Here is a 25,826-nt window from a genome sequence, read left to right as displayed (position 1 = left end):
ACACAACGCAAAAGAACAAAGTTTACATCTGTCTATTTTTTAATCTCAATTATTATTGGAATCTCACATGGATCTCGCCTTCGACCGCCAGCATATCTGGCATCCTTACACTTCGACATTGACACCTCTGACCTGCTACCCAGTGGCATCGGCAAATGGTGTTCACATTAAACTGGAAGATGGCACTGAGCTTGTCGATGGCATGTCTTCTTGGTGGTCGACGATCCACGGCTATAACCATCCGCACTTAAATCAAGCCGCTCACCAGCAAATCGATCAAGTCTCTCACGTGATGTTTGGCGGGATTACCCACCAGCCAGCAATCAGTTTGTGTAAGAAGCTACTGTCCCTAGCTCCAAGTAATCTTGAACATGTATTCCTTGCCGATTCAGGCTCCGTTGCCGTAGAAGTCAGCTTAAAAATGGCACTGCAATATTGGCATGCAAAAGGTGAACGCCGACCGAAGTTTCTTACTTTGCGACACGGTTATCACGGCGATACGTTTGCGGCGATGTCGGTTACCGATCCTGATAACTCAATGCACTCTCTTTACAAAGGCTTTTTGCCTGAGCATATCTTTGCGGCGTCACCAACTTGTGGTTATTGGGATGAATGGAAGCCAGAAGACCTTACCAACTTCGAGCACAAGATTGAGACTCACCATCAAGAACTTGCTGCAGTGATCCTTGAGCCTATCGTTCAAGGCGCAGGCGGCATGCGTATCTACCATCCAGAATTTCTCAAAGGCGTGCGTAGGCTTTGCGACAAATACGGTTTGTTATTGATTGCAGATGAGATCGCAACCGGATTTGGGCGTACTGGTAAGTTGTTTGCTTGCGAACATGCAGATATTCAGCCAGACATTCTGTGTGTTGGGAAAGCACTCACTGGCGGCTACATGACTCTCTCTGCGACCCTGGCGAGCAAACACGTTGCGGATACCGTTTGTGGTGGTGATGCTGGGTGTTTTATGCACGGTCCAACCTTTATGGGTAACCCACTTGCCTGCGCTGTTGCCACTGCAAGTTTGGAATTGATTGAACAAGGTAACTGGCAACAGCAAACCCAACAAATCGAAGCGTTGTTTTCTGAGTTGCTGCCAAAACTTGAAGAACACGAATTGGTAAAAAACACCCGTTGGTTAGGTGCCATTGGCGTCGTGGAGACGTATCGCCCTGTGAATATGGAAACCATCCAAGCCTTGTTTGTTGAACACGGAGTGTGGATTCGTCCATTTGGCAAACTGATTTATATGATGCCGCCGTTCATCAGCAAGCCAGAAGATATTGAAAAGTTAGTGAATGCGATTGATGCTGCGTTACAACGTAAAGACTGCTTCGCTTCATAGTTCAATTCAACATGAAAACGGTTTGAGTATGAGACTCAAACCGTCTCGTTATTTATCAGAGCAGTAAAGCTATCGAAGTTGACTGTCTTTACTTGCTCGTCGATTGAACAATGCTTGGCGTTGAGACACCAATTCGATTGTTGACTGACATTCGATACACAAACGAACGCCTTTCATTGCAAGGCGACGCGCTTCTGGAATCTCATCACCACACTCATCGCAATAATGGGCGCTCTCACCCTTTGTGATACTGCCACGAACACGGGAAATTTCGTCGTCTATTGTGTTTTGAATTTGTTGGCTGACGCTATCGTCATTGGCCCACCCTACGGCCATAAGCCCTCCTCGTTACTTGAATGAGAAAATCTACTTACCGTGGTAAGGTGGATGATTATATCGATTACAAATAACAAGATAATTAGGGTAAATTCGAAAACACTATTGCAGCTTAGTAATAATCAATTTTCACTCGACGCAGATAACAAAAAACCCAGCACTAAGGCTGGGTTTTGGTGTTCTAGTGGTTAATGAATTAACCGATGTGCGTTGCGCCCGCCATGTACTTCTGAAGTACTGTAGGGATTGCAATACGGCCGTCTGCTTCTTGGTTGTTTTCTAGGATAGCAACCATTGTACGACCTACAGCTAGACCAGAACCGTTTAGCGTGTGTACAAGCTCAGGTTTCTTCTCGCCTTTACGACGGAAACGCGCTTGCATACGACGAGCTTGGAAGTCCCACATGTTAGAACATGAAGAGATTTCACGGTAAGTTTCTTGAGCAGGAACCCAAACTTCTAGGTCGTAAGTCTTACGAGCGCCGAAGCCCATGTCACCTGTACATAGAACCACTTTACGGTAAGGAAGCTCAAGAAGTTGTAGAACTTTCTCAGCGTGACCTGTTAGCTCTTCTAGTGCGTTCATTGAATCTTCTGGCTTAGTGATTTGTACTAGCTCAACTTTGTCGAACTGGTGCATACGAATCAGACCACGAGTGTCACGACCGTAAGAACCTGCTTCTGAGCGGAAACATGGCGTGTGCGCTGTCATCTTAATTGGTAGATCCGCTTCGTCAGAAATCGTGTCACGAACTAGGTTCGTTACAGGTACTTCTGCAGTAGGGATTAGAGACAGTTTACGTGGCTCTTCGTCGTTTACTTTTTCTACTAGCGGCTCAGTGTGGAAAAGATCTTTACCAAACTTAGGAAGCTGACCAGTACCGAATAGGCTGTCAGAGTTTACTAGGTAAGGTACGTACATTTCTGTGTAGCCGTGCTCTTCAGTGTGAAGATCCAGCATAAACTGAGCGATTGCACGGTGTAGACGAGCGAATTGGCCTTTCATCACGATGAAACGTGCGCCAGTGATCTTAACTGCACTTGCGAAGTCTAGACCGTCGCCCATTTCGCCTAGGTCAACGTGATCTTTCAGTTCGAAGTCGTAAGACTTTGGCTCACCCCAACGAGAGATTTCAACGTTGTCGTTTTCATCTTTGCCATCTGGCACTTCATCTGCTGGGATGTTTGGTACAGAAAGCGTGAATTCGTCTAGTTGAGCCATTACTTGCTCAAGTTCAACTTTCTTCGCATCAAGATCGCTACCTAGCGTACCGATTTGTTTCTTGATCTCTTCTGCGCCTTCTTTGTCGCCAGCCGCCATTTTTTGGCCGATTTGCTTGGAGATGGAGTTACGCGTGGATTGTAAATTTTCTACTTCTACTTGAATGGACTTACGTTGTTCTTCAAGTTTACGAATAGTATCTACGTCTAGCTTAAAGCCACGACGCGCCAGTTTAGCAGCTGTTTCATCCAGCTCTGTACGAAGTAATTTAGAATCCAGCATTGTTAATCCTATGCTTTTTGTTGTGAAATCACGCGCACTTTCCAAGCGTACGCGTTAAAAAAATTTACTAAACAAATGTATCCAAAAACGCCTACTTTTCATAGCGCTTTTGTGGGCTATTTGCGTCTAAAGTAGCCAAGTAATCTAACTTTTCGCCGATTTTGGTCTCCAGACCACGATTTGTCGGCTGATAGTACCTACGATCGCCCATTTCAGGCGGCAAATATTGCTCACCTGCTGCGTAAGCACCAGGCTCATCGTGAGCATAACGATACTCTGCACCGTAACCCATGTCTTTCATCAAACTGGTTGGTGCATTTCGAAGGTGATGCGGCACTTCATATTCAGGTAAGTTATGAGCGTCCGTGAGCGCTTGTTTCCACGCCACGTATACCGCATTACTTTTTGGCGCACACGCTAAGTACACGATCGCCTGTGCAATCGCACGTTCACCTTCTGCTGGACCAACGCGCGTAAAACAGTCCCACGCGGAGAGTGCCACTTGCATGGCTCTAGGGTCCGCATTGCCGACATCTTCCGATGCTATCGCAAGTAATCGACGGGCAATGTAAAGAGGATCACATCCCGCTGCAATCATACGTGCAGCCCAGTAAAGCGCCGCATCCGGGTTTGAACCACGAATGGATTTGTGGACCGCAGAGATTAAGTCGTACCAGATATCACCTTTGTTATCAAAGCGAGAGACTTTCTCCCCTGCTACTTCCGCAAGCAACTTAAGCGTGATCTCTTTTTCACCTTGCGCATTGTCTTCTGCCATGTCGTAGAGCAGCTCAAGATAATTGAGAGACATGCGAGCATCACCGTTGACCAGTTCTGCTAGGCGGTCTAATACGTTATCAGCGAAATGTGCGGGTGTATTGCCCAAGCCACGCTCTTTGTCACTGATCGCTTGATTCAGCGCCAGTGAGATTTCATCTTTATCGAGAGACGTTAGCTTGTAGACACGTGCACGTGACAGCAATGCGTTGTTTAACTCAAACGATGGGTTTTCTGTCGTCGCACCAATAAAGGTAACCGTGCCATCTTCGATATGCGGTAAAAACGCATCTTGTTGAGATTTGTTGAAGCGATGCACCTCATCCACAAATAAGATGGTGCGGCGGCCCGCCATTTTGTTCTCACGTGCTTTCTCGATTGCAGCACGAATTTCTTTCACACCAGACGTCACGGCAGACACGCGCTCTACTTCAGCATTGGCATAGTTTGCAGCCACTTCCGCTAATGTCGTTTTGCCTGTGCCTGGTGGTCCCCAAAGGATCATAGAGTGAATGTGACCCGCCTCTAGCGCACGGCGCAGTGGCTTACCAGGGCCTAAAATGTGCTGCTGTCCAATGTATTGCTCGATTGTTTCCGGTCTCATACGAGCAGCAAGGGGACGAAAATCTTCGTCCCCCGAGAAATCTAATGTGTAATTACTCACTACCAATTAATTCCTTTGGTCATCCACTTCCACACCTTTTGGAATTGTGAATGTGAATCTGTCTGCTTTTGGTTTACCCAGCTTCACGTTGTTAAAGGTGAACAAACCTTTTTGGCCGTCTTGCTCAACCACGTTGAAGCCTTTCACGACACCTTTGGCATCAATATTAATCTGGAATTGACCTTGTGTGGAGTCTACTGCGGTAGGAATGAGAGTAAACTGGTCACCTTTTTGAAATATTTTGTAGTTATTCCAATCACTTGCTCGGTTACGCGTTAGCAAAACAAATGGCGTTTGCTCTGTTGCTTGCTCTTGCCAGTAGATGCTCACTTGCTCGATGAATGGGCTGTAGTACCACAATGTCTTACCGTCAGAGACCAATAGGTTCTCATCAGGGAATGTTGTACTCCAACGGAACAGGCTTGGGCGGGCAATTTCAACCGTACCTTCTCCTTCCATAACCGTTTCGCCTTCAGGGCTGATAACCTGCTGAGAGAAATCTGCACTAAAGCCATCATTCATAGAAAGACGTTTGTTTAATTCATCTTTAGGAGATGCTGCGTGTGCGGTAGAAAAGAGGGAAAAGCTTAAAACAAGCGCAGAGAAAAGTTTCGCTGAAAATAGTTTTTTCATTCAGATACCTATTATTAGAACCACTCACCTCAGTTGGACTGAGGTGAGTAAAACAAGTTCATTAATCTTTTGGTGGCGCAGGTGCCAGTACTTCACGGTTACCGTTATGACCCGGAGCACTTACGATGCCCTGCGCTTCAAGCTGCTCTACAATACGGGCGGCACGGTTGTAACCTATCTTAAATCGGCGCTGAACACCGGAAACCGAACCTCGACGTGATTGAACCACGTGCTCAACAACTTGATCGAAGAGCGGGTCTACATCTTCATCCGCTTCCATTTGCTCACCAGGCAATAGACTTTCTGGAGTTTGATCTCCACTGATGATCTCTTCAATGTAGTTCGGTTTACCACGCGCTTTCCAGTTGTTTACAACAGCATGAACATCATCATCTGATGCAAATGCACCGTGAACACGAGTTGTATGACTTGATCCCGGCGGTAGATACAACATATCACCCATACCAAGTAGTGATTCTGCGCCGCCTTGATCTAGGATTGTACGAGAGTCCGTTTTAGTCGATACCGTAAACGCAACACGAGTTGGAATGTTCGCTTTAATTAGACCGGTAATAACGTCAACCGATGGACGCTGAGTCGCAAGAATTAAGTGAATACCTGCCGCACGCGCTTTTTGCGCCAAGCGAGCAATCAGTTCTTCAACTTTCTTACCTACCACCATCATCAGGTCAGCAAATTCGTCAACAACAACGACGATGTAAGGCAGCTTTTCTAGCAATGGCGGTTCAGTATCCATGCTGTCGCCTTCTTGCCAGAACGGGTCATGGATTGGGTGGCCCGCTTCTGCTGCCATCTTCAATTTTTCGTTGAAGCCCTTCACATTACGTACACCTAATGCCGACATCAATTTGTAACGACGTTCCATCTCGCCCACACACCAACGCAGAGCATTTGATGCGTCTTTCATATCAGTCACAACTTCAGAAAGAAGATGAGGGATACCTTCATAAATAGAAAGCTCTAGCATTTTCGGGTCAATCATGATGAAGCGTACATCTTCTGGACCTGCTTTATACAGCATGCTCAAAATCATCACGTTCACACCCACCGACTTACCAGAACCTGTTGTACCTGCTACTAACACGTGAGGCATCTTCGCAAGATCTGCCACCACAGCTTCGCCCGCAATGTCTTGACCTAGCACAACCGTTGTTGGTGACGTTGCTTGCTCAAACTGAGGGCTACTGATGACATCAGATAAATAGACCGTCTGACGACTCATGTTTGGCAGTTCCAAACCGATGTAAGGCTTGCCAGGGATTACTTCCACAACACGTACCGCCATCGCAGACAATGCACGCGCTAAGTCAGTTGAAAGACCAGAAATACGACTTACTTTCACCCCTGGCGCCAAATCAAGCTCAAAACGAGTGATCACTGGACCAGGATAAATACCAACCACATCGGCTTTGATTTTGTAGTCAGCGAGTTTGCTCTCTACCAATCGAGCGACCTGCTCTAGCGCATCACGGTCGATAAAGTTTTCACGTTTTTCTGGATGATAAAGCAACTCGAGCGTTGGGAGTGGCTCTTCCGGAACTGGCAAGTTTTCTTCTTTCTGTACCAAAAATGGGTTCTGTGTTGCAGCGACTTTGGCTTGCGCATTGGAAACCATATCTTGGAATGCGGTAACATCTTGGTCGTTGTCTTGGACCTCTTCCACCTCCACTTTTTGAGGTGCAGGTTCAAATGTTGTTGAAGGTGTTGCAACTTGCTGATGAGGCGTTGTTGGCTGTGCTTGCTGTGCAGGCTGAGATTCCACTTCGTCTTCATCATCTAACACATCAAAGTCAGAGATCGTAGGCTCAATATGTTGGCTCGACTCTGTTTGCGCCGTGATGCTATCTAATACAGCAGAATCAATTGCAGGCTCTTCATGTACAGGATGCTCAATACTTGGCGGCTGTACTTGCTCTGCTTCAAATTGTTCGTACTCCGCATAATCTGGTTCAACACTGATCGGTTCTTCTGTAGCTGTATGTTGCTCGACATAGGAAGAATAAGTGTCTGCAAATGATGGGGTAGCCTGTTCTTCAGTTCCCCAGTCATCTGCTTGTTGCGCCGCTGCTTCAAGCTCTTCTATCGTAACATTCAGTTGCTTGGTGCGTTCCAAGAGCGGATCAACGTTATCCGTGTTAACCGTATGGATAGGTTGTATTTGAGGCTCAGGTTCAGAATAGACTGGCGCAGCATTAACCGTAGCCTTGCGTTGTGGTGGCGTCGGTTCTACCATCGCCTGTTCTGCAGGCTTATCAGGTTTAGCTTGCGGCATATAAATAGGGTACTCATGCGCTGGCGCCGACTCTTTCGGTTCATCGACATCGTACGCCGTTAAATGAGGAAGCGGCTCATCATCAATTTCATGGTCTACATTATGTTTAGGCGTAGAGACTTTGTCTTCTACAAACTCATCAAGCTGAGGTTCTAAAACTTCCTGCTCTGAACCTCTTGCCTTATTTGCAAGCGCGGCAATTAGTGCTAACGCACGATCACCAAGCCATTCCACGATGTTAAGCCATGAGATGCCAGTGAAGAGCGTAAAGCCCGCTCCCCACAAGAACAGCAATACCAATGTGGTACCGAGTACATTCAATGTAGGTAAAGCGAGGCTAGACAACACATCCCCGACCACACCTCCGGATGAAAAATACCAAATGTCATCAAAATTAATATCGGCAAGACCGCAACTGGTCATAATAAGGACGACCAGACCGAGCAGCCTTGTACCCCATAGCATGAAATCAATTGGCTCATCTTCTCCTCGTTTACGGCAAATCACCCATGCAGCCGCCGCTAGCAAGAAAGGGATTGGGTAAGCGAGAGAGCCAAATGTGAAGAATAGAGTATCGGCTAGCCAAGCGCCGAAAAGGCCACCAGCATTATCGATATCCCCTCCCCATGCGGTTTGGGACCAAGAAGGATCGGCCGGACTGAAGGTAAATAGTGCAACCGCAAGCAATACCGAGCTAAGAACGCCAACGATAAAGCAGCACTCTTTTAAGCGTTGGAAGCCATTTAAGCGTGAAGACTGGGGCTCTTCACTGGTTTTGATAATGGTTTCGACTTTCTTTGCGTTCTCTTTGAACATAAATCAACTTGAATATGGAAATGAAATAGGAAATTGCAAAACATTCCGAGCGGCATCAAGCCGCTCGGTAAATTGATTTAACCATATCAAGGAGAAAAACCCAATTACTCTCTGGCGAAAGCGGAAGCATATACCGCTTTCTTTGCAAGAAATTAACGAGTTTTGATCACAAGCTGGTTAGATTGTTTCACTTCTTCCATAACAACGTATGTGCGAGTGTCATTTACGCCAGGTAGACGTAGTAACGTATCGCCCAATAGTCGGCGGTAAGCACCCATATCTGATACACGGGTTTTAAGAAGATAGTCAAAGTCACCTGAAACAAGATGACACTCTTGTATGTCGTCTAGCTTTTGAACAGCTGAGTTAAACTGCTCAAACACATCCGGCGCACCACGGTTTAGCGTAATCTCAACGAATACTAATAGTGATGCATCCAGGAACTGCGGATTCAATAATGCAGTATACCCTGTGATATAACCCTGACGCTCTAAGCGACGTACACGCTCCAAACATGGCGTTGGAGAAAGTCCCACACGTTTTGAAAGCTCAACGTTTGAAATACGACCGTCTTTCTGCAGCTCATTAAGAATGTTGCGGTCGATACGGTCTAGTTCCTTGGACGGCTTTTTATAGTTGTCTGCCATTTTTTATTCCACCTTATTACTTCCTTGCAAAAAAATATACTACAACTTTTTAATATTTGGTGCCAAATTTTACAAATCTATAACTATACTAGTTATTAATTCGACAATAACACCCTACTAACAGTTAATACAACCATTATAGAAAGAGGATACAGGATGATCATTGGCGTACCTAAGGAAATCAAGAATCACGAATATCGTGTTGGTATGATCCCAGCTAGCGTGAGAGAACTCATCTCACATGGTCACCAAGTTTTAGTTGAGACCAATGCAGGTGCCGGCATTGGTTTTTCAGACGATGATTACATCGCTGTCGGCGCATCCATTCTCCCTCATGCTGCTGACGTATTTGCGCAAGCAGACATGATTGTAAAAGTAAAAGAACCCCAAGCAGTAGAGAGAGCAATGCTCCGCGAAGGGCAAATTTTATTTACTTATTTACACCTAGCACCAGATTTTCCACAAACTGATGAGCTAATCAAGAGCAAAGCTGTCTGTATAGCCTATGAGACTGTAACAGATAATATGGGTCGTTTGCCACTGTTAGCACCAATGTCAGAAGTGGCAGGTCGGATGTCTATCCAAGCTGGCGCGCAAACGTTGGAAAAATCGCACGGCGGTCGTGGTCTACTCCTAGGCGGCGTACCTGGTGTTGAACCTGCAAAAGTCGTTATCGTTGGTGGTGGCGTTGTTGGTGCAAACGCTGCTCGTATGGCGGTTGGCCTTCGCGCTGACGTCACTATTCTAGACCGTAACGTAGACACACTTCGTAAGCTTGACGAAGAATTCCAAGGTCGCGCAAAAGTGGTTTATTCTACTGAAGACGCTATCGAGAAGCATGTTCTAGAAGCGGACCTGGTTATCGGTGCCGTTCTAATTCCTGGCGCAGCAGCACCTAAACTGGTCACTAAAGAGCACATTGCTAAGATGAAGCCTGGTGCAGCAGTGGTTGACGTGGCAATTGACCAAGGCGGTTGTTTCGAAACTTCACACGCGACAACTCACGCAGATCCAACTTACATCGTTGATGAAGTGGTTCACTACTGTGTAGCAAATATGCCTGGCGCAGTTGCTCGCACTTCAACATTTGCACTCAACAACGCTACACTTCCATACATCGTGAAGTTAGCAAATAAAGGCTACCGCGAAGCACTTCTAGAAGATAAAGGCTTCCTTGAAGGTCTAAACGTTATTCACGGAAAAGTAACGTGTAAAGAAGTAGCAGAAAGCTTTGACTTGGAATACGTTGAACCAACTCAAGCTATCGCTATGTTTAATTAATGACAAAATAAAACATAACTTGTCACGTTTTGTTTACAAAAGCCCACTCATAAGTGGGCTTTTTCATATAGAGCGTTTGGCTATAAAGAATAACTAAATCTTATATGCACAAATTAAAATATTTCTAGGCGTGACCGATTTAGGGCAAAACTCTGACAATCTAACACGGTAACCACGTTCTTCAAGATAAAGCACTTTGTCTAATGCGAGCCAGATCTCCAACGGACGTTGAAAAACAAGTTGCACTAAGCTCATTCTCTCCATTTGCCAGAAGCGTTGTTCGCTTAACTTTTCAAAATGAGAGAAATCGATTTCTTGAGGAAGAACAATGCCTTTTTGCTCCGCTGCCCAGCGACATAAGGCTTCAAAACCATCACTTAATTGCGACTTACGGATACTCGGCACAGGCTGATACTCTGCCATTCCCAAAGCTTGTCGCGTGATCAAATCAAACCCAAGACGAAACATCATTTCCTGCTGACGATGACGACGCACGCGCTCTCCTCCCGTCACCGTTTGTTGTAATGGGATACGCAGTTCTTGCTTAGACAATGAGAGAGAAGAAGCCCTGCCCGATTCCGACATCGGCTGGTATTGTTCCGACTGAATCAAGTGGTAACAACAAGGTGATATGGTCATCGCAGCAATCCCATTTTCACTGCCGTACTGCATTAGACGAACGTGAAGGTCACCGCATGCATGCAGTGCTACTGCGTGTTGCGTTGGCTTAAACACGGCTTTCGCTTTGCTATCAAACGCGTCGCCTTGAATAAACGTCATCTTCCAATGATGTTCATTGGCTGCTTGTTGCCCCGAATCGCACAGTGCTTGTTGGTATTCAAAGCTGGTTACAGGCTGATCGGTTTGCGTTGTCAGGATTCGCCCCAAGTAACCTTTACCTGAGCACCATTCTAGCCATTCTTCGCCACAGTGTTGTTGAATTGCAGCTTCACCCATCGAGCTAATTTGCTCCAACTTACGTCCCGGAATACCGTTATCTAAACCACGAGCGAGTTCCAAGCCGTTTAACGACAAAAGCTCTAAATGAGTCGGTTCTGCGAGTTGTTCAAGCTCAGGCAAAAACGGACTAAGTGCTTTTAACGCGAGTTCTGGTGCTGCTTTGTATTCTTCGATTTGAGAGGGAGTAAGAGACGCTAGCCATTGGCACAGTCGAGGATGTTGCTCCTGCCAAGGTAATGATGTGTGAATGCTGCTTTTAAAAGGCTCGAATCGCCACAAAGATTGGTTTTCGATTAAGCAGTCATTAATAAATTGAAATTGCGTTTTCATAGCTCCCCCTACAACGAGCGCATTGTAGAGGGAATCGAAACATCAATGAAGTGTTATCTGACCGGAAGATCGATGTCTTTAAACATCTCTTCGATTTCTGCATTAGACTTCAACGAAATCGCCTGCTCAACCACTGGACGCGTCAAGTGCGGTGCAAAACGCTCCATAAAATCGAACATGTAAGAGCGTAAGAATGTACCACGGCGGAAGCCGATGCTCGTGGTGCTCGCGCCAAACAAATGGCTCGCATCTATTGCAATCAAGTCACCGTCCTGCTCTTCATCCACAGCCATGCTTGCAATCACACCCACACCAATACCCATACGAACGTAAGTTTTAATGACGTCTGCATCAGTTGCAGTGAACACCACTCGCGGGGTTAAACCTTCGCGGTTGAATGCTGTATCCAGCTCTGAACGGCCAGTAAAACCGAACACGTAAGTGACTAATGGGTAAGCGGCAAGATCACTGATCGTTACTTTGTCTTTCTTCGCTAGTGGGTGGTCTTTAGGCACAACTATTGAACGATTCCAGTGATAACAAGGCAACATGATGGCATCTTGATATAAGTGAAGCGCTTCTGTCGCAATCGCAAAATTCGCTGTGCCTTTAGCTATCGCCTCAGACATTTGTGACGGTGTACCTTGGTGCATGTGTAACGACACTTTTGGATAACGAGAAGTAAAACCTTTGATGACATCTGGCAGTGCATAACGAGCCTGCGTATGTGTCGTGGTGATATTCAGCGTCCCCATTTCTGGATGGGTGTGCTCTCCAGCCACCGCTTTGATACTTTCTACACGAGCGAGAATTTCTTGAGAGATACGTACAATTTCTTCTCCAGCTGGCGTCACTTGCGTTAAGTGCTTACCGCTACGTTCAAAAATCTGAATGCCTAACTCGTCTTCCAGCAACCGAACCTGTTTACTGATACCTGGCTGAGAGGTATATAAGCTTTCCGCCGTTGCAGATACATTCAGATTATGGTTTACAACCTCAACAATATACTTCAGCTGCTGCAGTTTCATCGTAATCCCTTACTTATTCATGAGAGAGTTTATTGGCCACTCAAGCGAGCGATATAATAATTAGTTATAACGCGTTCAAATCGAAATGAACAGCAATTTCTAACTTATACCTCAATCACATACTAATAATCTTCAAGCAAGAAACAATATGCACAAAGTTGAGCCAATAAATGACCGAAGTTCTATGATGTGACTTCTATCAGTAACTAAAACGTGGGAGAGACAAAATAATCAAACAAATAAGGTGCCGAGTAAGATAAGATTCATGTATTCTTTAACGCTAGCCGCAGAAAAGTAAAGCAGACGCAAAGATATGAATATTGGTTTAATAATCGCTTTGGTAGCCATCCTACTGGTGTTAATCCTAGGCTATAACATTATGTTGCAATATAAGGTTAAAGTTGAAACCGCAAAAAGGCAGGAATCAGCGCGATATGTAGCCTTGATAGATGGTACTGAAGAGTTGATTGGTCATGCGCACCATATCCCTTTTAGTAAAGAGCTGTTGCTGTGTCTAAACAATCGTATTCTTGACGCGCTAGAGAGCATGCATGAGCTGGACCCGAAGAACAAGCAACTTGCTCAACGTATCGAAAATATGAAGCAGCAGATTACGCAGCTAAAAGAGAATGGCCCTACTGGCGAGAGTACCACTTTCAAGATGCCGAGTAGTGATAAACAAGCTATCGTCATGCTTAAGCTGGTTAAACGACTTCGCGACACTATCCGTAACGAGCACAACAAAGGCCGATTGGATACCCAGACTTACGTCACCGAAAATGCGCGCTTGGAAACGATGCAAATTCGCATCAACATTGAAAATGTCATCAAAAGAGCAAACGACTCTATCGCTCGTGGCCAACCAGGCACCGCGCTTCAACTGCTGCGTAAAGGTATCGATGCTTTGAGCACTAAGAGCGATCCTTATTCTATTCAAGCGAAACAAAAGCTTGAAGAGATGTTGGGTGACTTAGATAAAAAGCGCCAAGATAAAAGCGATGCCGAAATGCAGCAGATTGCTGACAAAGAGCGTGACAATGACATGGAAGCACTCTTCGGCGAGAAGAAAAAGTGGTAACATTCACTTCAGGTCAAGAAAGGCTGCAATTGCAGCCTTTTTTCTATCCGCAAGACAACGGATATGCCCAATAAAAATGTGAAGTACTAAAACTAAAATGATGAATCTAGACGCCTATCAAGATCTTCTTGCTCCCATTAACCAATTTCTGCAATGCAGTACACCTGATGAATGGGTAGAGGAAGCAAAGAAACCAGAGAACCTTCAAACCATTTTGTTAGACCACCTACTGTGCGAACTAAAAGCTGGCCAATCTGCCATGTTTTTAATTCGTAAGTATGCCGTTGACCAATCCAGTTCACATGCTCTACTTGACTGGTTTAAGCCCTACGAAGATTTTGCTTACCGTAACGTAGGCTCATTGGAAACTTTAAAAGGCAAGAGCAATATTTCCAAGGCAATCATGGCTAAGTCCGACTCACCATACAGCCAAGATTTGATCGATAAGATGGTGCTTTTGATAAAAGAGGAGTTACACCACTTTTATCAAGTTTTAGAGATCATGGAAAGTCGTGGAATTGAGTATAAAAATATTCCAGCAAGTCGCTATGCTAAAGGACTGATTTCGCATATGAAGACTCATGAGCCGGAAACGCTGATCGATAAACTCATCATTGGTGCGTACATCGAAGCCCGATCTTGTGAGCGTTTTGCCAAACTAGCACCACATATGGATGACGATATCGCAAAGTTCTACATTTCTTTATTACGTTCAGAAGCACGCCATTACCAGGATTATCTTGTATTAGCGGAGCAAATCGCAGGCAAAGATATCAGCGAGCGCATCGCCTACTTTGGACGTATCGAGGCAGATTTAATTTCTACGCCAGATACAGATTTTAAGTTTCACAGTGGTATTCCAGCCTAGCGAGCATATTCTCCCAAGGTTGAGCATACTCTGAACTTATATAGACAGAGAATAAATAAGCCGGACACTCCGTCCGGCTTATTTATTGTAGCAATGAGGTTAGGAATAAAGCTGAAACACAACAACTAGAGCTGGAATGAACCCATTCGAGTTTTCAAGTTGTGCGCTAGGCTACTGATCTGCTGACAAGCCACAGCCGTTTGTGAAGCTCCCTCAGCCATCTCTGTTGAAGCACTATTAATATGCTCCACACTGCGATTCAGCTCTTCGGATACAGAATTCTGCTCACTGCACGCCGTTGCGATTTGTGTGCTCATTTGCGCTATGTTATCGACAGAATGTTCAATTTCTTTTATCTGGCTATCAGCGTCATTAACTTGCTCAACACACTGAGAAATACCCTCCTGACAATCACGGCTTGAATGCCCTATTTTACTGCTGCTCTCTTGTAGTTGATTAACAATTTCCACAATTTGTGAAGTGGAGTCTTGAGTGCGTTGCGCCAGAGAACGAACCTCATCTGCCACAACAGCAAACCCACGTCCTTGTTCACCTGCCCGAGCGGCTTCAATTGCGGCGTTCAGTGCTAACAAGTTTGTTTGCTCCGCAATCCCGCGGATCACATCGACGACCACATTGATATTGTTTGAGCTCGATTCAAGCTCACGTGCCAGTTCATCTGACTCTTGGATCGTATGTGATACACGCTCAATTACTGCGATAGTTTGTTTTAACGTCGCCGTTCCTTGCTTTGCCACTTCCGCAGCCGAATAAGCAGAGGTTGCGCCAACTTCGGTATTTTGTGCCACTTCACTTACAGCAGCTTGCATTTCTGTCATCGCAGAAGCCACCGAGCTAAGTTCAATTTGTTGATTTTGCATACCAGAGGCGGTCTGAGAAGAAATAGCACTCACTTCCTCTACTGCTGCCGTTAGCTGAATCGTTGAGTCATTAATCTCAGAAACCAACGAATGTAAGTTTGTTTGCATACCGACAAGCTCTTTGAGCAGCATTCCTAACTCGTCTTTGCTCAATTCGCTTTCGTCGATTTGATTATTCAATTGACCCTTGGCGATTTTGGAAGCGAATTCCAGTGCTCGATCAACAGGCCCGCAAATGACTCGAGAAAGCAACATGGCAGACATTACCATGACCAATGCGACGACGAGCGCACCAACAGCAGCGCTGTATTGTGTAAATGCCGCTTCACTTTGTACTTCTTCACCAATCAAATTCACCAACTCATCGTTCAACGCGAGGGTATCATCCAAGCTGCTCAACGCTTTTGAGTAGGTATCGAAACTCGATAAAATCACATCATTTGCACTTTCAGCATCACCTTGGCTTAGCAGTGCGTTGTAAGTCTTCGTTTCTTTGATGTATTGATTCCAAGTTTCTTTAAAAACGCTAAAAGACTGCGTTTCACGCTTATTAAGGTCGAGCTTTTCGTATTCTGCAATACCAGCCTGCACATCAGAACGCCATTGGTCGAGGCCTTTTAACCACTCACCAATTTTGGGGTGATTTGCGTTTGGCAATAAAGAGAACTCATCTTTACGCACTTTAGTAATATCAACTTGGATACCTTTCAAAATCGCAACAGAAGGTAAACTTTTATCTGTTAACACTGAGATGTCTTTATTCAGTGTTAACAAACCTTGCACCAACATTACTGACACTAAACCAAACACGGCAAAAACGGTTAAATAACTAACCGATATTTTCTTTACGACACTTAAGTCTTTAATACGCATGCACTTTCTCCCCGCAGCCTTTCCAAACCTCTCACTTAAGTGAAAGCTTAACCTCTAAAACACACTGTTTTTGCGCTCGATATCATTGAACGCTCTTATATACATCGGCTTGAGAGATCAAATCTTGACCAGTAATTGATAGTTTTATCACATGCTATTTTAGAGATAGGCTCGTATGCTCCGTATTGTGTCTACATCTTTTCATGAGCGCTTCTCGGCGCAGATCCAAGATCTCATCGATGAGCTTTTCTTTCGCGTTTATCCCAAAATGCTGGGCATAATTTTTTACTTTTGCTATCTCATTAGGCTGCAAGCGGTACACCTCTTTCTTTAAACGCGCTTCTGCTTCACTTCTAATCAGACCTTGCTCTTGTAACAATTTAATGATGGTTTCATCGGTTGGATTTACTGCTCTAGCCATGGTGCTCCATCTATCAATTTGAGTTCTAGCCATATGGCTAGATGAATGACGCCGCACAACTTATAGAGCAAAGATGACAGCTTGATTGCAGTGAATGCAATTCGTTGACTGTTGGTATTATTTTCCACCGCTTCAACGGCAACACACTCAATACCTCCACCCTCACCATTGAATAAAGATCACATTCTGATAACAATTTTCAGCACTGACTTAGATGTCATCCATATTTAACGTGCAAGTAACATTTATAAACAAGAATGATTGCTCTAGTTCAAATGATGGAAAAATAAGATGAAATTTTCGCAGTGGAGCCTTTTAGTAAGTAGCTTGATAGCGTTACCCAGCATTGCAGATACCGACGTTTACCTAACGAATAACTCTGATCAACCGTTAACTATTCAAGTAAAACATGAAGGCAGTGATTTGCTTCAATACGGAGAAGAGTGGCAACAACATGTGCAGGTACTTGGTCCGTGGGAAACTAAATCTGTATTAAGCTTCAACCGCTGGGAGGGCGTGAAATCAAATCAAACTTACCGTTTTGAAACTGTGGTTTCTAGCCCCGAAGGTGAAAGCATAACACTCAATCAAATAATGGAAGGCCATTGGTACAATTCGACCATTGAATACGGCTTATCCGCAGCCGATGTCGAGTTATCTCTCAAAGATGATCGTAACATTCATCGTGCCAACACTAACGCTTTTGGTACGAGAGAAACCGAACTGGCATTTAAGTCAGACAGTACCGCTCGATATGATGATCTTTACTACACCATCACGCCAAGCAAGGTAGCGGAGTCTGTCGACAACGAAGAACAAAACCTTAAGTTGATGACTTATAACATCTGGGCGTTGACGGCTATTGCATCGCACATTGGAGATCGTTACGAACTGATTCCTCAACATGTAAAAGGTTACGATGTTTTGGCGCTGCAAGAGGTGTTTGCCAGCGGCCGTGAAGCATTCTTACGTGAGTTAGCCAAGGAATATCCTTACCAAACAAAGATGTTAGATAAAGAAGGCGTTAATATTCATGATGGTGGCGTAATCATAGTTAGTCGCTACCCTATCGTGAACGAAGCGCAATATGTCTTTCCCGATTGCTCTGGTACAGACTGCTTTGCCGATAAAGGCGTAAATTATGCGGAAATAATTAAAGGTGGTCAGGCTTACCATGTGTTTGCTACCCATACCGCATCTTTCGATACAGACACCGCCCGTGAGTATCGTCAGCGCCAGTTCAAACAAATCCGCACACTCGCCCAATCTCTTGACATTCCTTCGAGCGAAACTGTGGTATACAGCGGCGACTTTAACGTAAACAAAAGAAAGTTCCCTGGTGACTACCAACAAATGATCGCTAACTTAAGTGCCATAGAGCCTCACTACTCTGGTTACACGGAGTCAACCTTTGATCCCCGTATCAATAACTTCGCAGGTGAAGCGTTATCAGGTGGCGAAAACGTGGAATACCTTGACTATGTTATGGTGAGTAGTGAATACGGGGTGAAATCATTCAATGACAACCGTGTAGACGTGCCGCGCACAACCGCAGAGAGTTTATGGAAACACTATAACCTTTCTGACCATTTCCCAGTAAGCGCAACAATCAAGCCATGAAGAAAATCGCTTTGATAATCATGTCCGCCATTATGGCGGGCATGATATTTTTAACTTTCAGTCACGATGTTCAAAAAGAAGAGCTCGCTTCCTCTCCTTTCCCTAAGACAAAAAATCAGAGTGTCTCCAGTACATCACCACAAACAAGCAGCATCGTGCCCGATACAGATACTTCACCACAAACAACTAAGCTCCCTTCCACAGTTCAAATAACGACTGAGCGATTAACTCAACTCAAAGGCAGGAAACTTGTCGCTGAACTTGAGACGTTTTGGCATGAGTGTATGTTGAACCGTAGTTGTGAAGAGCAGATCGCCTTGTTTGAGGCTCATTTATCTTCAGCTCGATTCCAGCTTTTGGCGAACTACCCTCAGCTCAGCAGCCAATGGCAAGAGAGTGTAGGAAATTTGTTATTTGATGAGCAACAATCACTGGCGTCGCGTGTTGCACAGCTGAAGAACGAAGCAAGAAGCATCTGGGGGGAATTGGCTGATGTTGTTTTTGCGGATGAGTTCGCGCTGTACGATTTCAACTTAGAAGCCCAAAAGCTGGACACTCAAAGCCCAGATAACTTTTTGCGATCTTTCGAGCAACTCACCATTGACTGGCAAGAACATGCAGATGCTATCGGGCTAACAAGCGACCAGGAAAAATATGAGCGTGCGGTCACCCTGATTCCTAATAGTATGAGCCTACCAGATCGCTTGGCGCTCATCGCAGAGCTAGAACGAACTTACTTAACGAAAGAAGAAAGTAAAAACATTCATGCTCGTCAGCAGCAAATTACAGAGCAAAAAAAACAAGTCAAAGATTACCAACAAGCATTACAACAACTTGAGTCCAAGCTAAGAACACAAAGAGCCTCTAGCCATTCACATTTGTCAGAACCGGAATGGCAAAGCTATTACCAACAAGAAGTCGCGGATTTTCGTCGTGAATTTTTTTCTTCTTAACAATGCGCTTTGACTGACTGGGAGCTTAAAAAGGCACGTTGTTAACCAACCGTCGTGCCTTATGTTCAACTCTTTACTTTTAATTCAGAACAAATTCAAACCAAATACATCTTTCACATCAAATAGCACTTTTTCGGTTTTCTCGCGAGAACGCTCACTACCTTGTTTTAAAATATCAATCAGTTGCGCTTTATCATTCAAATACATAGCGCGCTTTTCTCGAATAGGGCGAAGCATCTCTTGTAAACATTCTTCTAACACTTTCTTGGTCAAACCATCACCTAACCCACCTCGTCGATATTGGTCTTTTAGCTGTTCGACATAATTTTTATCAGGATGAAAAGCATCGAGGTAGATAAATACAATATTCCCTTCGACTTGGCCAGGGTCCTCAATTTTCAGATGATTGGGATCGGTATACATAGATTTCACTGCCGCGGAAATCTCCTTTTCGGAGGCCCCTAAGTTGATTGCGTTCCCCATGCTTTTAGACATCTTATTTTTACCGTCAGTACTCGGCAAACGAGGTGCATCACTAAGTAATGGACGGCATTCTCTAAGAACCTCTTTTCCACCTAGATGGTTTATTTTTCTCACGATTTCATTAGTTTGCTCTAACATCGGCAGTTGGTCATCACCCACTGGTACTAGCGTCGCATGAAACCCCGTAATATCAGCAGCTTGAGAAATTGGATACGTTAAAAAGCCTGCGGGAATAGAGCGTTCAAAACCTTTACTCTGAATCTCATTTTTAACCGTAGGGTTTCGCTCTAATCGTGCGATAGAAACAAGATTACTGTAATACATTGTCAACTCGGCTAACGCTGGAATTTGAGACTGCAACGTGATCGTAGTTTGAGTGGGGTTGATACCAACAGCCAAATAATCTGCAACGACATTGAGAATATTAGAGGATACCTTTGATGGATTATGCGCGTTATCCGTCAACCCTTGCATGTCCGCGACCAAGATCGTTTGCTCGTGCTCCGTTTGCAATTTGACTCGTTGTTGCAATGAACCAATATAGTGCCCTAGGTGTAATGGACCTGTTGCTCGATCTCCGGTAAGTATAATTTCACGCTGAGATGTATTTTTATGGGTATTCATATTTGTCTCCAAGTATTTAATAGATCGCTACTGGAGATAAAAAGATCAAACACTCTTAGCTACCATCCAGCAGCTTAAGAATGTAAGTATTCCGCGCCGCTCTATTTAGAGCGCCACCAAGAGAAGGTTGTTAATGAAGGGCGAACGTGTATTTTCATGTTTTTTAAACTAACAGCACACACCGCAGAACTCAATCTGTTTTGTACTGAATTAGTGTGAGTGTTCCAACAGCCAATTAAGAGGATTACATTGGTAAAGACATCGCAATGACCAAAACCGCACCAAATACCGAACCAGAGACAAACGCACACAGTACAGTTTTGTTGTGTTTCCTTTTCATTGATGAACTCCTATCCATAACTACGATGACCACCCCTCACATCTAATACGCATGTGGATGCATCACGACAACGAGTTAACCAACATATCGCACGTAGGACCAGTACCGCTTTGTTAAATTGGGACCTCGTCCATAACTTGGAGTGTAAATGACTCCGGAACCTACAACAGAAGAAAATTTCATCACGTTACTGTCCTACCCTCCGGGTTTGTGGCTTAATAGGCAACAGGAACACTTTTTTCTTTTGCTGCGGATACTTACATGGAAGCTGTTTTACATCAGTTGCAATTCTCTTTGTCGATAACCGGACCTATCTGTTTGATGTTGGTACTTGGCGTTCTTTTTAAGCGCTTTGGTCTAATCAACGATAATTTTATCGAAGTAGGCTCTAAGCTGGTGTTTCAAGTTACCTTGCCTGCGATGTTATTTGTCAGCATTGTGGCTTCAGAACACAACTTTTCCGCGGCAAGTGGATTCGTCAATTTCGGCGTCATCGCTAGTATTTCGTTTTTCATTTTCACCTACCTTTCCGTCAAACTTCTGTTCAAAGCATCGCCTGACCAAGGCGTTCTCATCCAAGGTGGGTTCCGAGCAAATACAGGTATTATTGGTATCGCTTACGTTGCCAATGCGTATGGTTCTCAAGGTGTGGCGCTAGCAGCGCTCTATGTCGCGGTCACCACATTTATTTATAACGTCCAAGCGGTAATTTGCTTATCGCCCAAGGGGGCAACGTCTGCCTCGCAAGCAGCAAAGATGATGGGCCGAACACTGACTAGGAATCCGCTCATAATCTCCATTGTTCTAGGAATGGCTTTTTATTTACTCGCTATTCCAGTACCGAATGTGGTTATTGACGCAGGAGACTACTTGTCCAAAATGACATTGCCTTTGGCGCTGTTGTGTACGGGTGGCTCACTTGACTTTAGCTTGATGAGAAAAGAGAAAGGTCCATCTTGGTTTGCGAGCAGTTACAAGCTCATCGTAGCGCCAGTCATCATCACCATGGGAGCTTACTTAGTAGGATTTCGAGGAATTGAGCTAGGTATTCTTTTCTTTATGAACGCCTCTCCAGTCGCTGCTGCCAGCTATGTCATGGCGCGTTCCATGGGAGGCAATGCCACGTTAGCTGCAAATATCATCGCACTCACTACGGTGCTTTCTACCGTGACCTGTACGTTGGGCATCCTATTTCTTAAGTTCTACAACTTAATATAATTGGTCCGCGATAAAATAAAGACGCTAAACGGCATTGATGTCAGTTACTGGTCGTGATTCGCAAAAGTGAGCTTTCTTACCAGACGAAAAAATTCACTCGCTTCAGATTCCGACAAACAAGAAAAAAACTCTTTCTGTAAATTCGTCATGATTTGATGAACTTGCTTTAAAGCATTTGCTCCCTCTTTTGTCATGCTTAGCATTTTAAGGCGCTGATTCGATTTACTTTTAGAAACTTGAACAAACCCTCTCTTTTCCAGATTGTCCACCATCCGCTTTGCTACACTTCGCTCAGTTCGAACCGCATCAGCCAACGCTTGCTGGCTCATAGGTTGAAATTCTTCTAAAGCGGCCAGTGCACTTGCCATTTCTAGTGTCATCAAATTTTGCCGAGAGAGCTCGGCTTGGGCACGATTGCGGTACATGCGCTGCATCACACCGCAGACAAACATAGGGCTTTGATCCAAAACGGAAATTGGAGAAATTTTCTGATCTTTCATCGTCGTTTTTCTTCTTTAGGCTTTCATTCGGTCGAAAAGGCTGTGCTGATACTGCACACAACACGCCGTCTTTCAGGCTCGCGTCATAGACGGTAACCACCAAGTGAAAACATAAAATAAAGAGCGCCGAAGCGCCCTTTTATTGTGTTTATTATCACTAGTATAACTCAGTTAACACAACCAAGTCCTACTCGCTTTGCTGAGTGGGTTTAGTGCTGGTCTCAGACAACTCTGCCTCCGACTCTTTTCTCGCACGTCGATCAAACAATCGCTCAACCACTACAAAGAAGATTGGGACGAAGAATATACCCAATATCGTGGCACTGATCATGCCACCAAGTACGCCGGTACCCACTGCGTTTTGACCTGCCGATCCCACACCTGAACTGATAGCAAGTGGTACCACACCCAAACCAAAAGCAAGCGATGTCATGATAATTGGGCGCAGACGAACGCGAACAGCATGTAAGGTTGCTTCGATAAGCCCAGCGCCTTTCTCATAGTAGTCCTTTGCAAACTCAACAATCAGAATGGCGTTTTTGGTTGCCAAGCCGACCGTAGTTAATAAGCTCACCTGGAAGAACACATCGTTATCCATACTGCGCGTCATTACCGCAAGCACAGCACCAAGCACACCAAGAGGAACAACTAACACCACGGCGAAAGGTACTGACCAACTTTCATACAAAGCGGCAAGAACTAAGAATACGACGAGGATAGATAGCGCATATAGCATCGGCGCTTGGTTTCCGGAAAGGCGCTCTTCATACGAAATACCATTCCAGTTCACCGTGAAGCCTTCCGGTAGCTTTTCTACCATTGCTTCAATTTCTTCCATGGCTTCACCAGTACTTACACCAGGAGCTGCACCGCCTTGAATATTCATTGCTGGCAAACCATCAAAGCGCTGCAAAAGAGGAGAACCATAGGTCCACTCGCCACTCGCAAAAGCAGAGAAAGGCACCATCTCTCCTTTAGCGTTGCGTACGTACCATGAATCGAAGTCTTTTGGCTGCATGCGGTATTCCGCATCACTTTGTACCATCACTTTCTTCACACGACCGCGGTCAATATAATCGTTAATGTAAGCCCCGCCCCATGCAGCTGACAGGATTTGGTTTACGTTATTGATACTGACATCCAAAGCACGAAGTTTGACGTGGTCAATGTTCACTTTGTACATTGGCGCATCTGCCTGACCGTTTGGACGAACACCGACAAGTTTCGGGTTTTGTGCTGCCATGCCCAGAAGTTGCCCTTGAGCCGCAACTAATGCATCGTGCCCTTTATTCAACGAGTCTTGGAGATAGAAATCGAAACCTGTCGAGTTACCTAGCTCTTGAATCGCTGGAGGGGCGAACGCAAACACCAAAGCTTCTTTAATGGTAGAGAAGTACCCCATCGCTCGACCTGTAATGGAAGCGGCATCGGCGCCAGGCGCTTCACGCTCAGACCAATCTTTCAGGCCGATAAATGCCATCCCCATGTTTTGGCCTTGACCTGCGAAACTAAATCCAGCAACGGAGAAGACGGATTTTACATTGTCTTTTTCGTCTACTAGGTAAAAGTCACGCATTTTCTCAAGTGTTTTTTCCGTCTGTTCTTGTGTTGAGTTAGGTGGCAAAATAGCCATTGAGAATACTGTGCCTTGGTCTTCATCTGGCAAAAATGACGTTGGAAGGTTCATAAATAACCAGCCAGCACCTGCACTCATTGCCAAAAATACAACCAACATGCGACCTGTGCGTTTTAGAAGTTTGGCAACGCCGGTTTCATAGCCTGCTGTCATCGCATCAAACTTGCGGTTAAACCAGCCAAAGAAGCCTTTCTTCTCTAGAAGCTCAGCATCGCCTTTTTTCAGCAACGTAGCACACAATGCTGGAGTCAGAATTATCGCAACCAAAACGGAAAGCGTCATAGCCGCCACAATAGTTATCGAGAACTGACGGTAAATAACCCCGGTAGAACCAGACATAAACGCCATAGGGACGAATACCGCTGAAAGCGTCAACCCCACACCAATCAGGGCACCAGTGATCTGCCCCATCGACTTTTTGGTCGCTTCTTTGGGCTCTAAACCATCTTCATGCATCACACGCTCGACGTTTTCCACCACAACGATGGCGTCATCCACCAGCAAACCGATAGCCAGAACCATCGCGAACATGGTTAACGTGTTTACGCTAAATCCAGTCGCATACAAAATAGCGAAGGTTCCGAGCAATACGACAGGCACTGCGATCGTTGGAATGATCGTCGCACGGAAGTTCTGCAAGAACAGGTACATGATTAAGAACACAAGAAGAATGGCTTCTAATAGCGTTTTAACCACTTCTTGAATCGAAGCTTTGACGAATGGCGTTGTTTCAAATGGGTAAGCAATCTGCAACCCTTCTGGGAACGTTGCACTCAGTTGTTCTAAGCGCTCTTTTACCGCATTGGCTGTCTCAAGCGCGTTTGCGCCAGTACCTAATGAAATACCTAACCCCGATGCTGGGAAGCCATTATATTGGCCTCGAATATCATAACTTTCTGCACCACGCTCAACGCGAGCTACATCTTTCAAATAAACATTCGAACCACTGGCGTCGGACTTAAGAATGATGTCTTGGAACTCTTCTACACTGCTCAAACGACTTGCAGAAGAAATCGTAGCATTCAACAACTGACCCTCCTGCGCAGGTGCCGCACCAAGTTGACCTGAAGAAACTTGCGCGTTCTGTTCACTGATTGCATTTGCTACGTCGATCGCGGTCAAGTTGAACTGCGTAAGCTTAAAAGGGTCCAGCCAAACTCGCATTGCATACTGCGCACCAAACGCCTGCACTTGTCCTACGCCAGTTACACGACTTATCGGGTCTTGAATATTCGTTACAACAAAGTCGCCGATATCGTTTTCTGTAAAGTCTGGATCTTCAGAATAAACTGCGACAACCATGAGAAATGCCGTGTTGGATTTATTGACGACAATACCTTGGTTTTGTACCTCCATCGGCAATGAAGTCAATGCCAATTGCAGTTTGTTCTGCACCTGTACTTGCGCGATATCAGGATCAGCTTCGCTATCAAACGTCAGGGTAATTGTCGCATTACCAAATGCATCACTGCTCGATGATAGGTAGCGAAGGTAATCTAATCCTGTCATGTTTTGCTCGATAACCTGCGTTACCGAGTCTTCAACGGTTTTTGCTGATGCACCTGGATAGCGAGCACTGATGGTGATCGTCGTCGGTGAAATCGTTGGGTATTGCGAGACGGGTAAATTGAATAATGACATTACCCCCGCCAACATCGTTAGAATCGCGAGAACCCAAGCAAATACCGGACGATCGATAAAAAATCGTGCCATG

The 25,826-nt window shown here is 45.0% G+C and carries 20 protein-coding genes; 7 read left to right on the top strand and 13 right to left on the bottom strand.

Going from position 1 to position 25,826, the window contains the following annotated elements; translation table 11 throughout:
- The first annotated feature begins 67 nt into the window (after positions 1 to 67).
- Positions 68 to 1,348: an adenosylmethionine--8-amino-7-oxononanoate transaminase gene (bioA, locus tag R7F64_RS04075; RefSeq protein WP_258457650.1), complete on the top strand. Its 1,281-nt coding sequence runs from the start codon at positions 68 to 70 to the stop codon at positions 1,346 to 1,348.
- 69 nt (positions 1,349 to 1,417) lie between these two features.
- On the opposite strand, the gene R7F64_RS04070 is transcribed toward bioA, so the two are convergent.
- The 6 genes from R7F64_RS04070 to lrp form a co-directional block, all read right to left on the bottom strand.
- Positions 1,418 to 1,684 (bottom strand): DksA/TraR family C4-type zinc finger protein, encoded by a 267-nt coding sequence (locus tag R7F64_RS04070; RefSeq protein ID WP_005437185.1) that lies wholly within the window; start codon positions 1,682 to 1,684, stop codon positions 1,418 to 1,420.
- 196 nt (positions 1,685 to 1,880) lie between these two features.
- Positions 1,881 to 3,188, bottom strand: a complete 1,308-nt coding sequence (gene serS, locus R7F64_RS04065) for a serine--tRNA ligase (protein WP_005437179.1) — start codon at positions 3,186 to 3,188, stop codon at positions 1,881 to 1,883.
- Between the two features lie 91 nt (positions 3,189 to 3,279).
- A complete protein-coding gene (locus R7F64_RS04060) occupies positions 3,280 to 4,635 on the bottom strand; it encodes a replication-associated recombination protein A (protein ID WP_038889531.1) in 1,356 nt (451 codons plus the stop codon).
- Entirely contained in the window at positions 4,636 to 5,262 is a 627-nt protein-coding gene (gene lolA / locus R7F64_RS04055; RefSeq protein ID WP_258623611.1) for an outer membrane lipoprotein chaperone LolA, read from the bottom strand.
- Positions 5,263 to 5,323: 61 nt separating this feature from the next.
- A complete protein-coding gene (locus tag R7F64_RS04050) occupies positions 5,324 to 8,371 on the bottom strand; it encodes a DNA translocase FtsK 4TM domain-containing protein (RefSeq protein WP_213961811.1) in 3,048 nt (1,015 codons plus the stop codon).
- Between the two features lie 152 nt (positions 8,372 to 8,523).
- Positions 8,524 to 9,018, bottom strand: coding sequence for a leucine-responsive transcriptional regulator Lrp (gene lrp / locus R7F64_RS04045; protein WP_005378234.1), 495 nt, complete (start codon positions 9,016 to 9,018; stop codon positions 8,524 to 8,526).
- A 156-nt stretch (positions 9,019 to 9,174) separates the two neighbouring features.
- On the opposite strand from lrp, the gene ald reads away from it, so the two are divergent.
- On the top strand, positions 9,175 to 10,299 hold the full coding sequence (gene ald, locus R7F64_RS04040; RefSeq protein WP_005378241.1) for an alanine dehydrogenase: 1,125 nt from the start codon (positions 9,175 to 9,177) through the stop codon (positions 10,297 to 10,299).
- 93 nt (positions 10,300 to 10,392) lie between these two features.
- On the opposite strand, the gene R7F64_RS04035 is transcribed toward ald, so the two are convergent.
- Positions 10,393 to 11,589 (bottom strand): methyltransferase, encoded by a 1,197-nt coding sequence (locus tag R7F64_RS04035; RefSeq protein WP_258623615.1) that lies wholly within the window; start codon positions 11,587 to 11,589, stop codon positions 10,393 to 10,395.
- Positions 11,590 to 11,642: 53 nt separating this feature from the next.
- Positions 11,643 to 12,617 (bottom strand): HTH-type transcriptional regulator CysB, encoded by a 975-nt coding sequence (cysB, locus tag R7F64_RS04030; protein WP_005378244.1) that lies wholly within the window; start codon positions 12,615 to 12,617, stop codon positions 11,643 to 11,645.
- A 313-nt stretch (positions 12,618 to 12,930) separates the two neighbouring features.
- Between cysB and R7F64_RS04025 the strand changes: the two genes are divergently transcribed.
- Both R7F64_RS04025 and miaE read left to right on the top strand, forming a co-directional pair.
- Complete coding sequence (locus R7F64_RS04025) at positions 12,931 to 13,695, top strand: hypothetical protein (protein WP_005378247.1); 765 nt, start codon at positions 12,931 to 12,933, stop codon at positions 13,693 to 13,695.
- Positions 13,696 to 13,792: 97 nt separating this feature from the next.
- Positions 13,793 to 14,563: a tRNA isopentenyl-2-thiomethyl-A-37 hydroxylase MiaE gene (miaE, locus tag R7F64_RS04020; RefSeq protein ID WP_047100806.1), complete on the top strand. Its 771-nt coding sequence runs from the start codon at positions 13,793 to 13,795 to the stop codon at positions 14,561 to 14,563.
- A 125-nt stretch (positions 14,564 to 14,688) separates the two neighbouring features.
- Here miaE and R7F64_RS04015 read toward each other — a convergent pair whose 3' ends face one another.
- Positions 14,689 to 16,317 carry a methyl-accepting chemotaxis protein gene (locus R7F64_RS04015; RefSeq protein WP_213901066.1) on the bottom strand — a complete coding sequence of 543 codons (1,629 nt, stop codon included), beginning with the start codon at positions 16,315 to 16,317 and terminating at the stop codon, positions 14,689 to 14,691.
- A gap of 154 nt (positions 16,318 to 16,471) precedes the next feature.
- A complete protein-coding gene (locus R7F64_RS04010) occupies positions 16,472 to 16,738 on the bottom strand; it encodes a hypothetical protein (RefSeq protein WP_005388970.1) in 267 nt (88 codons plus the stop codon).
- A gap of 291 nt (positions 16,739 to 17,029) precedes the next feature.
- Between R7F64_RS04010 and R7F64_RS04005 the strand changes: the two genes are divergently transcribed.
- The gene (locus R7F64_RS04005) at positions 17,030 to 18,358 is read left to right on the top strand and encodes a sphingomyelin phosphodiesterase (RefSeq protein ID WP_258623627.1); all 1,329 of its coding nucleotides are present in this window, start codon (positions 17,030 to 17,032) and stop codon (positions 18,356 to 18,358) included.
- Positions 18,355 to 19,311: an ATP-dependent dsDNA exonuclease gene (locus R7F64_RS04000; RefSeq protein WP_136976037.1), complete on the top strand. Its 957-nt coding sequence runs from the start codon at positions 18,355 to 18,357 to the stop codon at positions 19,309 to 19,311. Before R7F64_RS04005 ends, R7F64_RS04000 begins: the two co-directional genes overlap by 4 nt.
- A gap of 84 nt (positions 19,312 to 19,395) precedes the next feature.
- Here the strand turns inward: R7F64_RS04000 and trpS are convergent, their stop codons facing one another.
- Positions 19,396 to 20,418, bottom strand: coding sequence for a tryptophan--tRNA ligase (gene trpS, locus R7F64_RS03995; RefSeq protein WP_104975184.1), 1,023 nt, complete (start codon positions 20,416 to 20,418; stop codon positions 19,396 to 19,398).
- 601 nt (positions 20,419 to 21,019) lie between these two features.
- Between trpS and R7F64_RS03990 the strand changes: the two genes are divergently transcribed.
- A complete protein-coding gene (locus R7F64_RS03990; RefSeq protein WP_318071477.1) occupies positions 21,020 to 21,976 on the top strand; it encodes an AEC family transporter in 957 nt (318 codons plus the stop codon).
- A gap of 44 nt (positions 21,977 to 22,020) precedes the next feature.
- Here R7F64_RS03990 and R7F64_RS03985 read toward each other — a convergent pair whose 3' ends face one another.
- Both R7F64_RS03985 and R7F64_RS03980 read right to left on the bottom strand, forming a co-directional pair.
- Positions 22,021 to 22,476 carry a MarR family winged helix-turn-helix transcriptional regulator gene (locus R7F64_RS03985; protein ID WP_017635039.1) on the bottom strand — a complete coding sequence of 152 codons (456 nt, stop codon included), beginning with the start codon at positions 22,474 to 22,476 and terminating at the stop codon, positions 22,021 to 22,023.
- Positions 22,477 to 22,663: 187 nt separating this feature from the next.
- Positions 22,664 to 25,825, bottom strand: a complete 3,162-nt coding sequence (locus tag R7F64_RS03980) for an efflux RND transporter permease subunit (protein ID WP_318071476.1) — start codon at positions 25,823 to 25,825, stop codon at positions 22,664 to 22,666.
- Position 25,826 lies beyond the last annotated feature (1 nt).

Source organism: Vibrio sp. Vb1980, from assembly GCF_033338615.1.
GTDB classification, from domain to species: domain Bacteria; phylum Pseudomonadota; class Gammaproteobacteria; order Enterobacterales; family Vibrionaceae; genus Vibrio; species Vibrio alginolyticus.
The sequence above is the reverse complement of the archived record's forward strand: the minus strand, read 5'-3'. Positions and strand labels throughout refer to the sequence as shown.

Excerpts from the sequence above, each read along its gene's own strand:
- bioA (WP_258457650.1), top strand. The coding sequence starts at position 68 with ATGGATCTCGCCTTCGACCGCCAGCATATCTGGCATCCTTACACTTCG.
- R7F64_RS04070 (WP_005437185.1), bottom strand. The coding sequence starts at position 1,684 with ATGGCCGTAGGGTGGGCCAATGACGATAGCGTCAGCCAACAAATTCAA.
- serS (WP_005437179.1), bottom strand. The coding sequence starts at position 3,188 with ATGCTGGATTCTAAATTACTTCGTACAGAGCTGGATGAAACAGCTGCT.
- lolA (WP_258623611.1), bottom strand. The coding sequence starts at position 5,262 with ATGAAAAAACTATTTTCAGCGAAACTTTTCTCTGCGCTTGTTTTAAGC.
- R7F64_RS04050 (WP_213961811.1), bottom strand. The coding sequence starts at position 8,371 with ATGTTCAAAGAGAACGCAAAGAAAGTCGAAACCATTATCAAAACCAGT.
- lrp (WP_005378234.1), bottom strand. The coding sequence starts at position 9,018 with ATGGCAGACAACTATAAAAAGCCGTCCAAGGAACTAGACCGTATCGAC.
- ald (WP_005378241.1), top strand. The coding sequence starts at position 9,175 with ATGATCATTGGCGTACCTAAGGAAATCAAGAATCACGAATATCGTGTT.
- R7F64_RS04035 (WP_258623615.1), bottom strand. The coding sequence starts at position 11,589 with ATGAAAACGCAATTTCAATTTATTAATGACTGCTTAATCGAAAACCAA.
- cysB (WP_005378244.1), bottom strand. The coding sequence starts at position 12,617 with ATGAAACTGCAGCAGCTGAAGTATATTGTTGAGGTTGTAAACCATAAT.
- R7F64_RS04025 (WP_005378247.1), top strand. The coding sequence starts at position 12,931 with ATGAATATTGGTTTAATAATCGCTTTGGTAGCCATCCTACTGGTGTTA.
- miaE (WP_047100806.1), top strand. The coding sequence starts at position 13,793 with ATGATGAATCTAGACGCCTATCAAGATCTTCTTGCTCCCATTAACCAA.
- R7F64_RS04015 (WP_213901066.1), bottom strand. The coding sequence starts at position 16,317 with ATGCGTATTAAAGACTTAAGTGTCGTAAAGAAAATATCGGTTAGTTAT.
- R7F64_RS04010 (WP_005388970.1), bottom strand. The coding sequence starts at position 16,738 with ATGGCTAGAGCAGTAAATCCAACCGATGAAACCATCATTAAATTGTTA.
- R7F64_RS04005 (WP_258623627.1), top strand. The coding sequence starts at position 17,030 with ATGAAATTTTCGCAGTGGAGCCTTTTAGTAAGTAGCTTGATAGCGTTA.
- R7F64_RS04000 (WP_136976037.1), top strand. The coding sequence starts at position 18,355 with ATGAAGAAAATCGCTTTGATAATCATGTCCGCCATTATGGCGGGCATG.
- trpS (WP_104975184.1), bottom strand. The coding sequence starts at position 20,418 with ATGAATACCCATAAAAATACATCTCAGCGTGAAATTATACTTACCGGA.
- R7F64_RS03990 (WP_318071477.1), top strand. The coding sequence starts at position 21,020 with ATGGAAGCTGTTTTACATCAGTTGCAATTCTCTTTGTCGATAACCGGA.
- R7F64_RS03985 (WP_017635039.1), bottom strand. The coding sequence starts at position 22,476 with ATGAAAGATCAGAAAATTTCTCCAATTTCCGTTTTGGATCAAAGCCCT.
- R7F64_RS03980 (WP_318071476.1), bottom strand. The coding sequence starts at position 25,825 with ATGGCACGATTTTTTATCGATCGTCCGGTATTTGCTTGGGTTCTCGCG.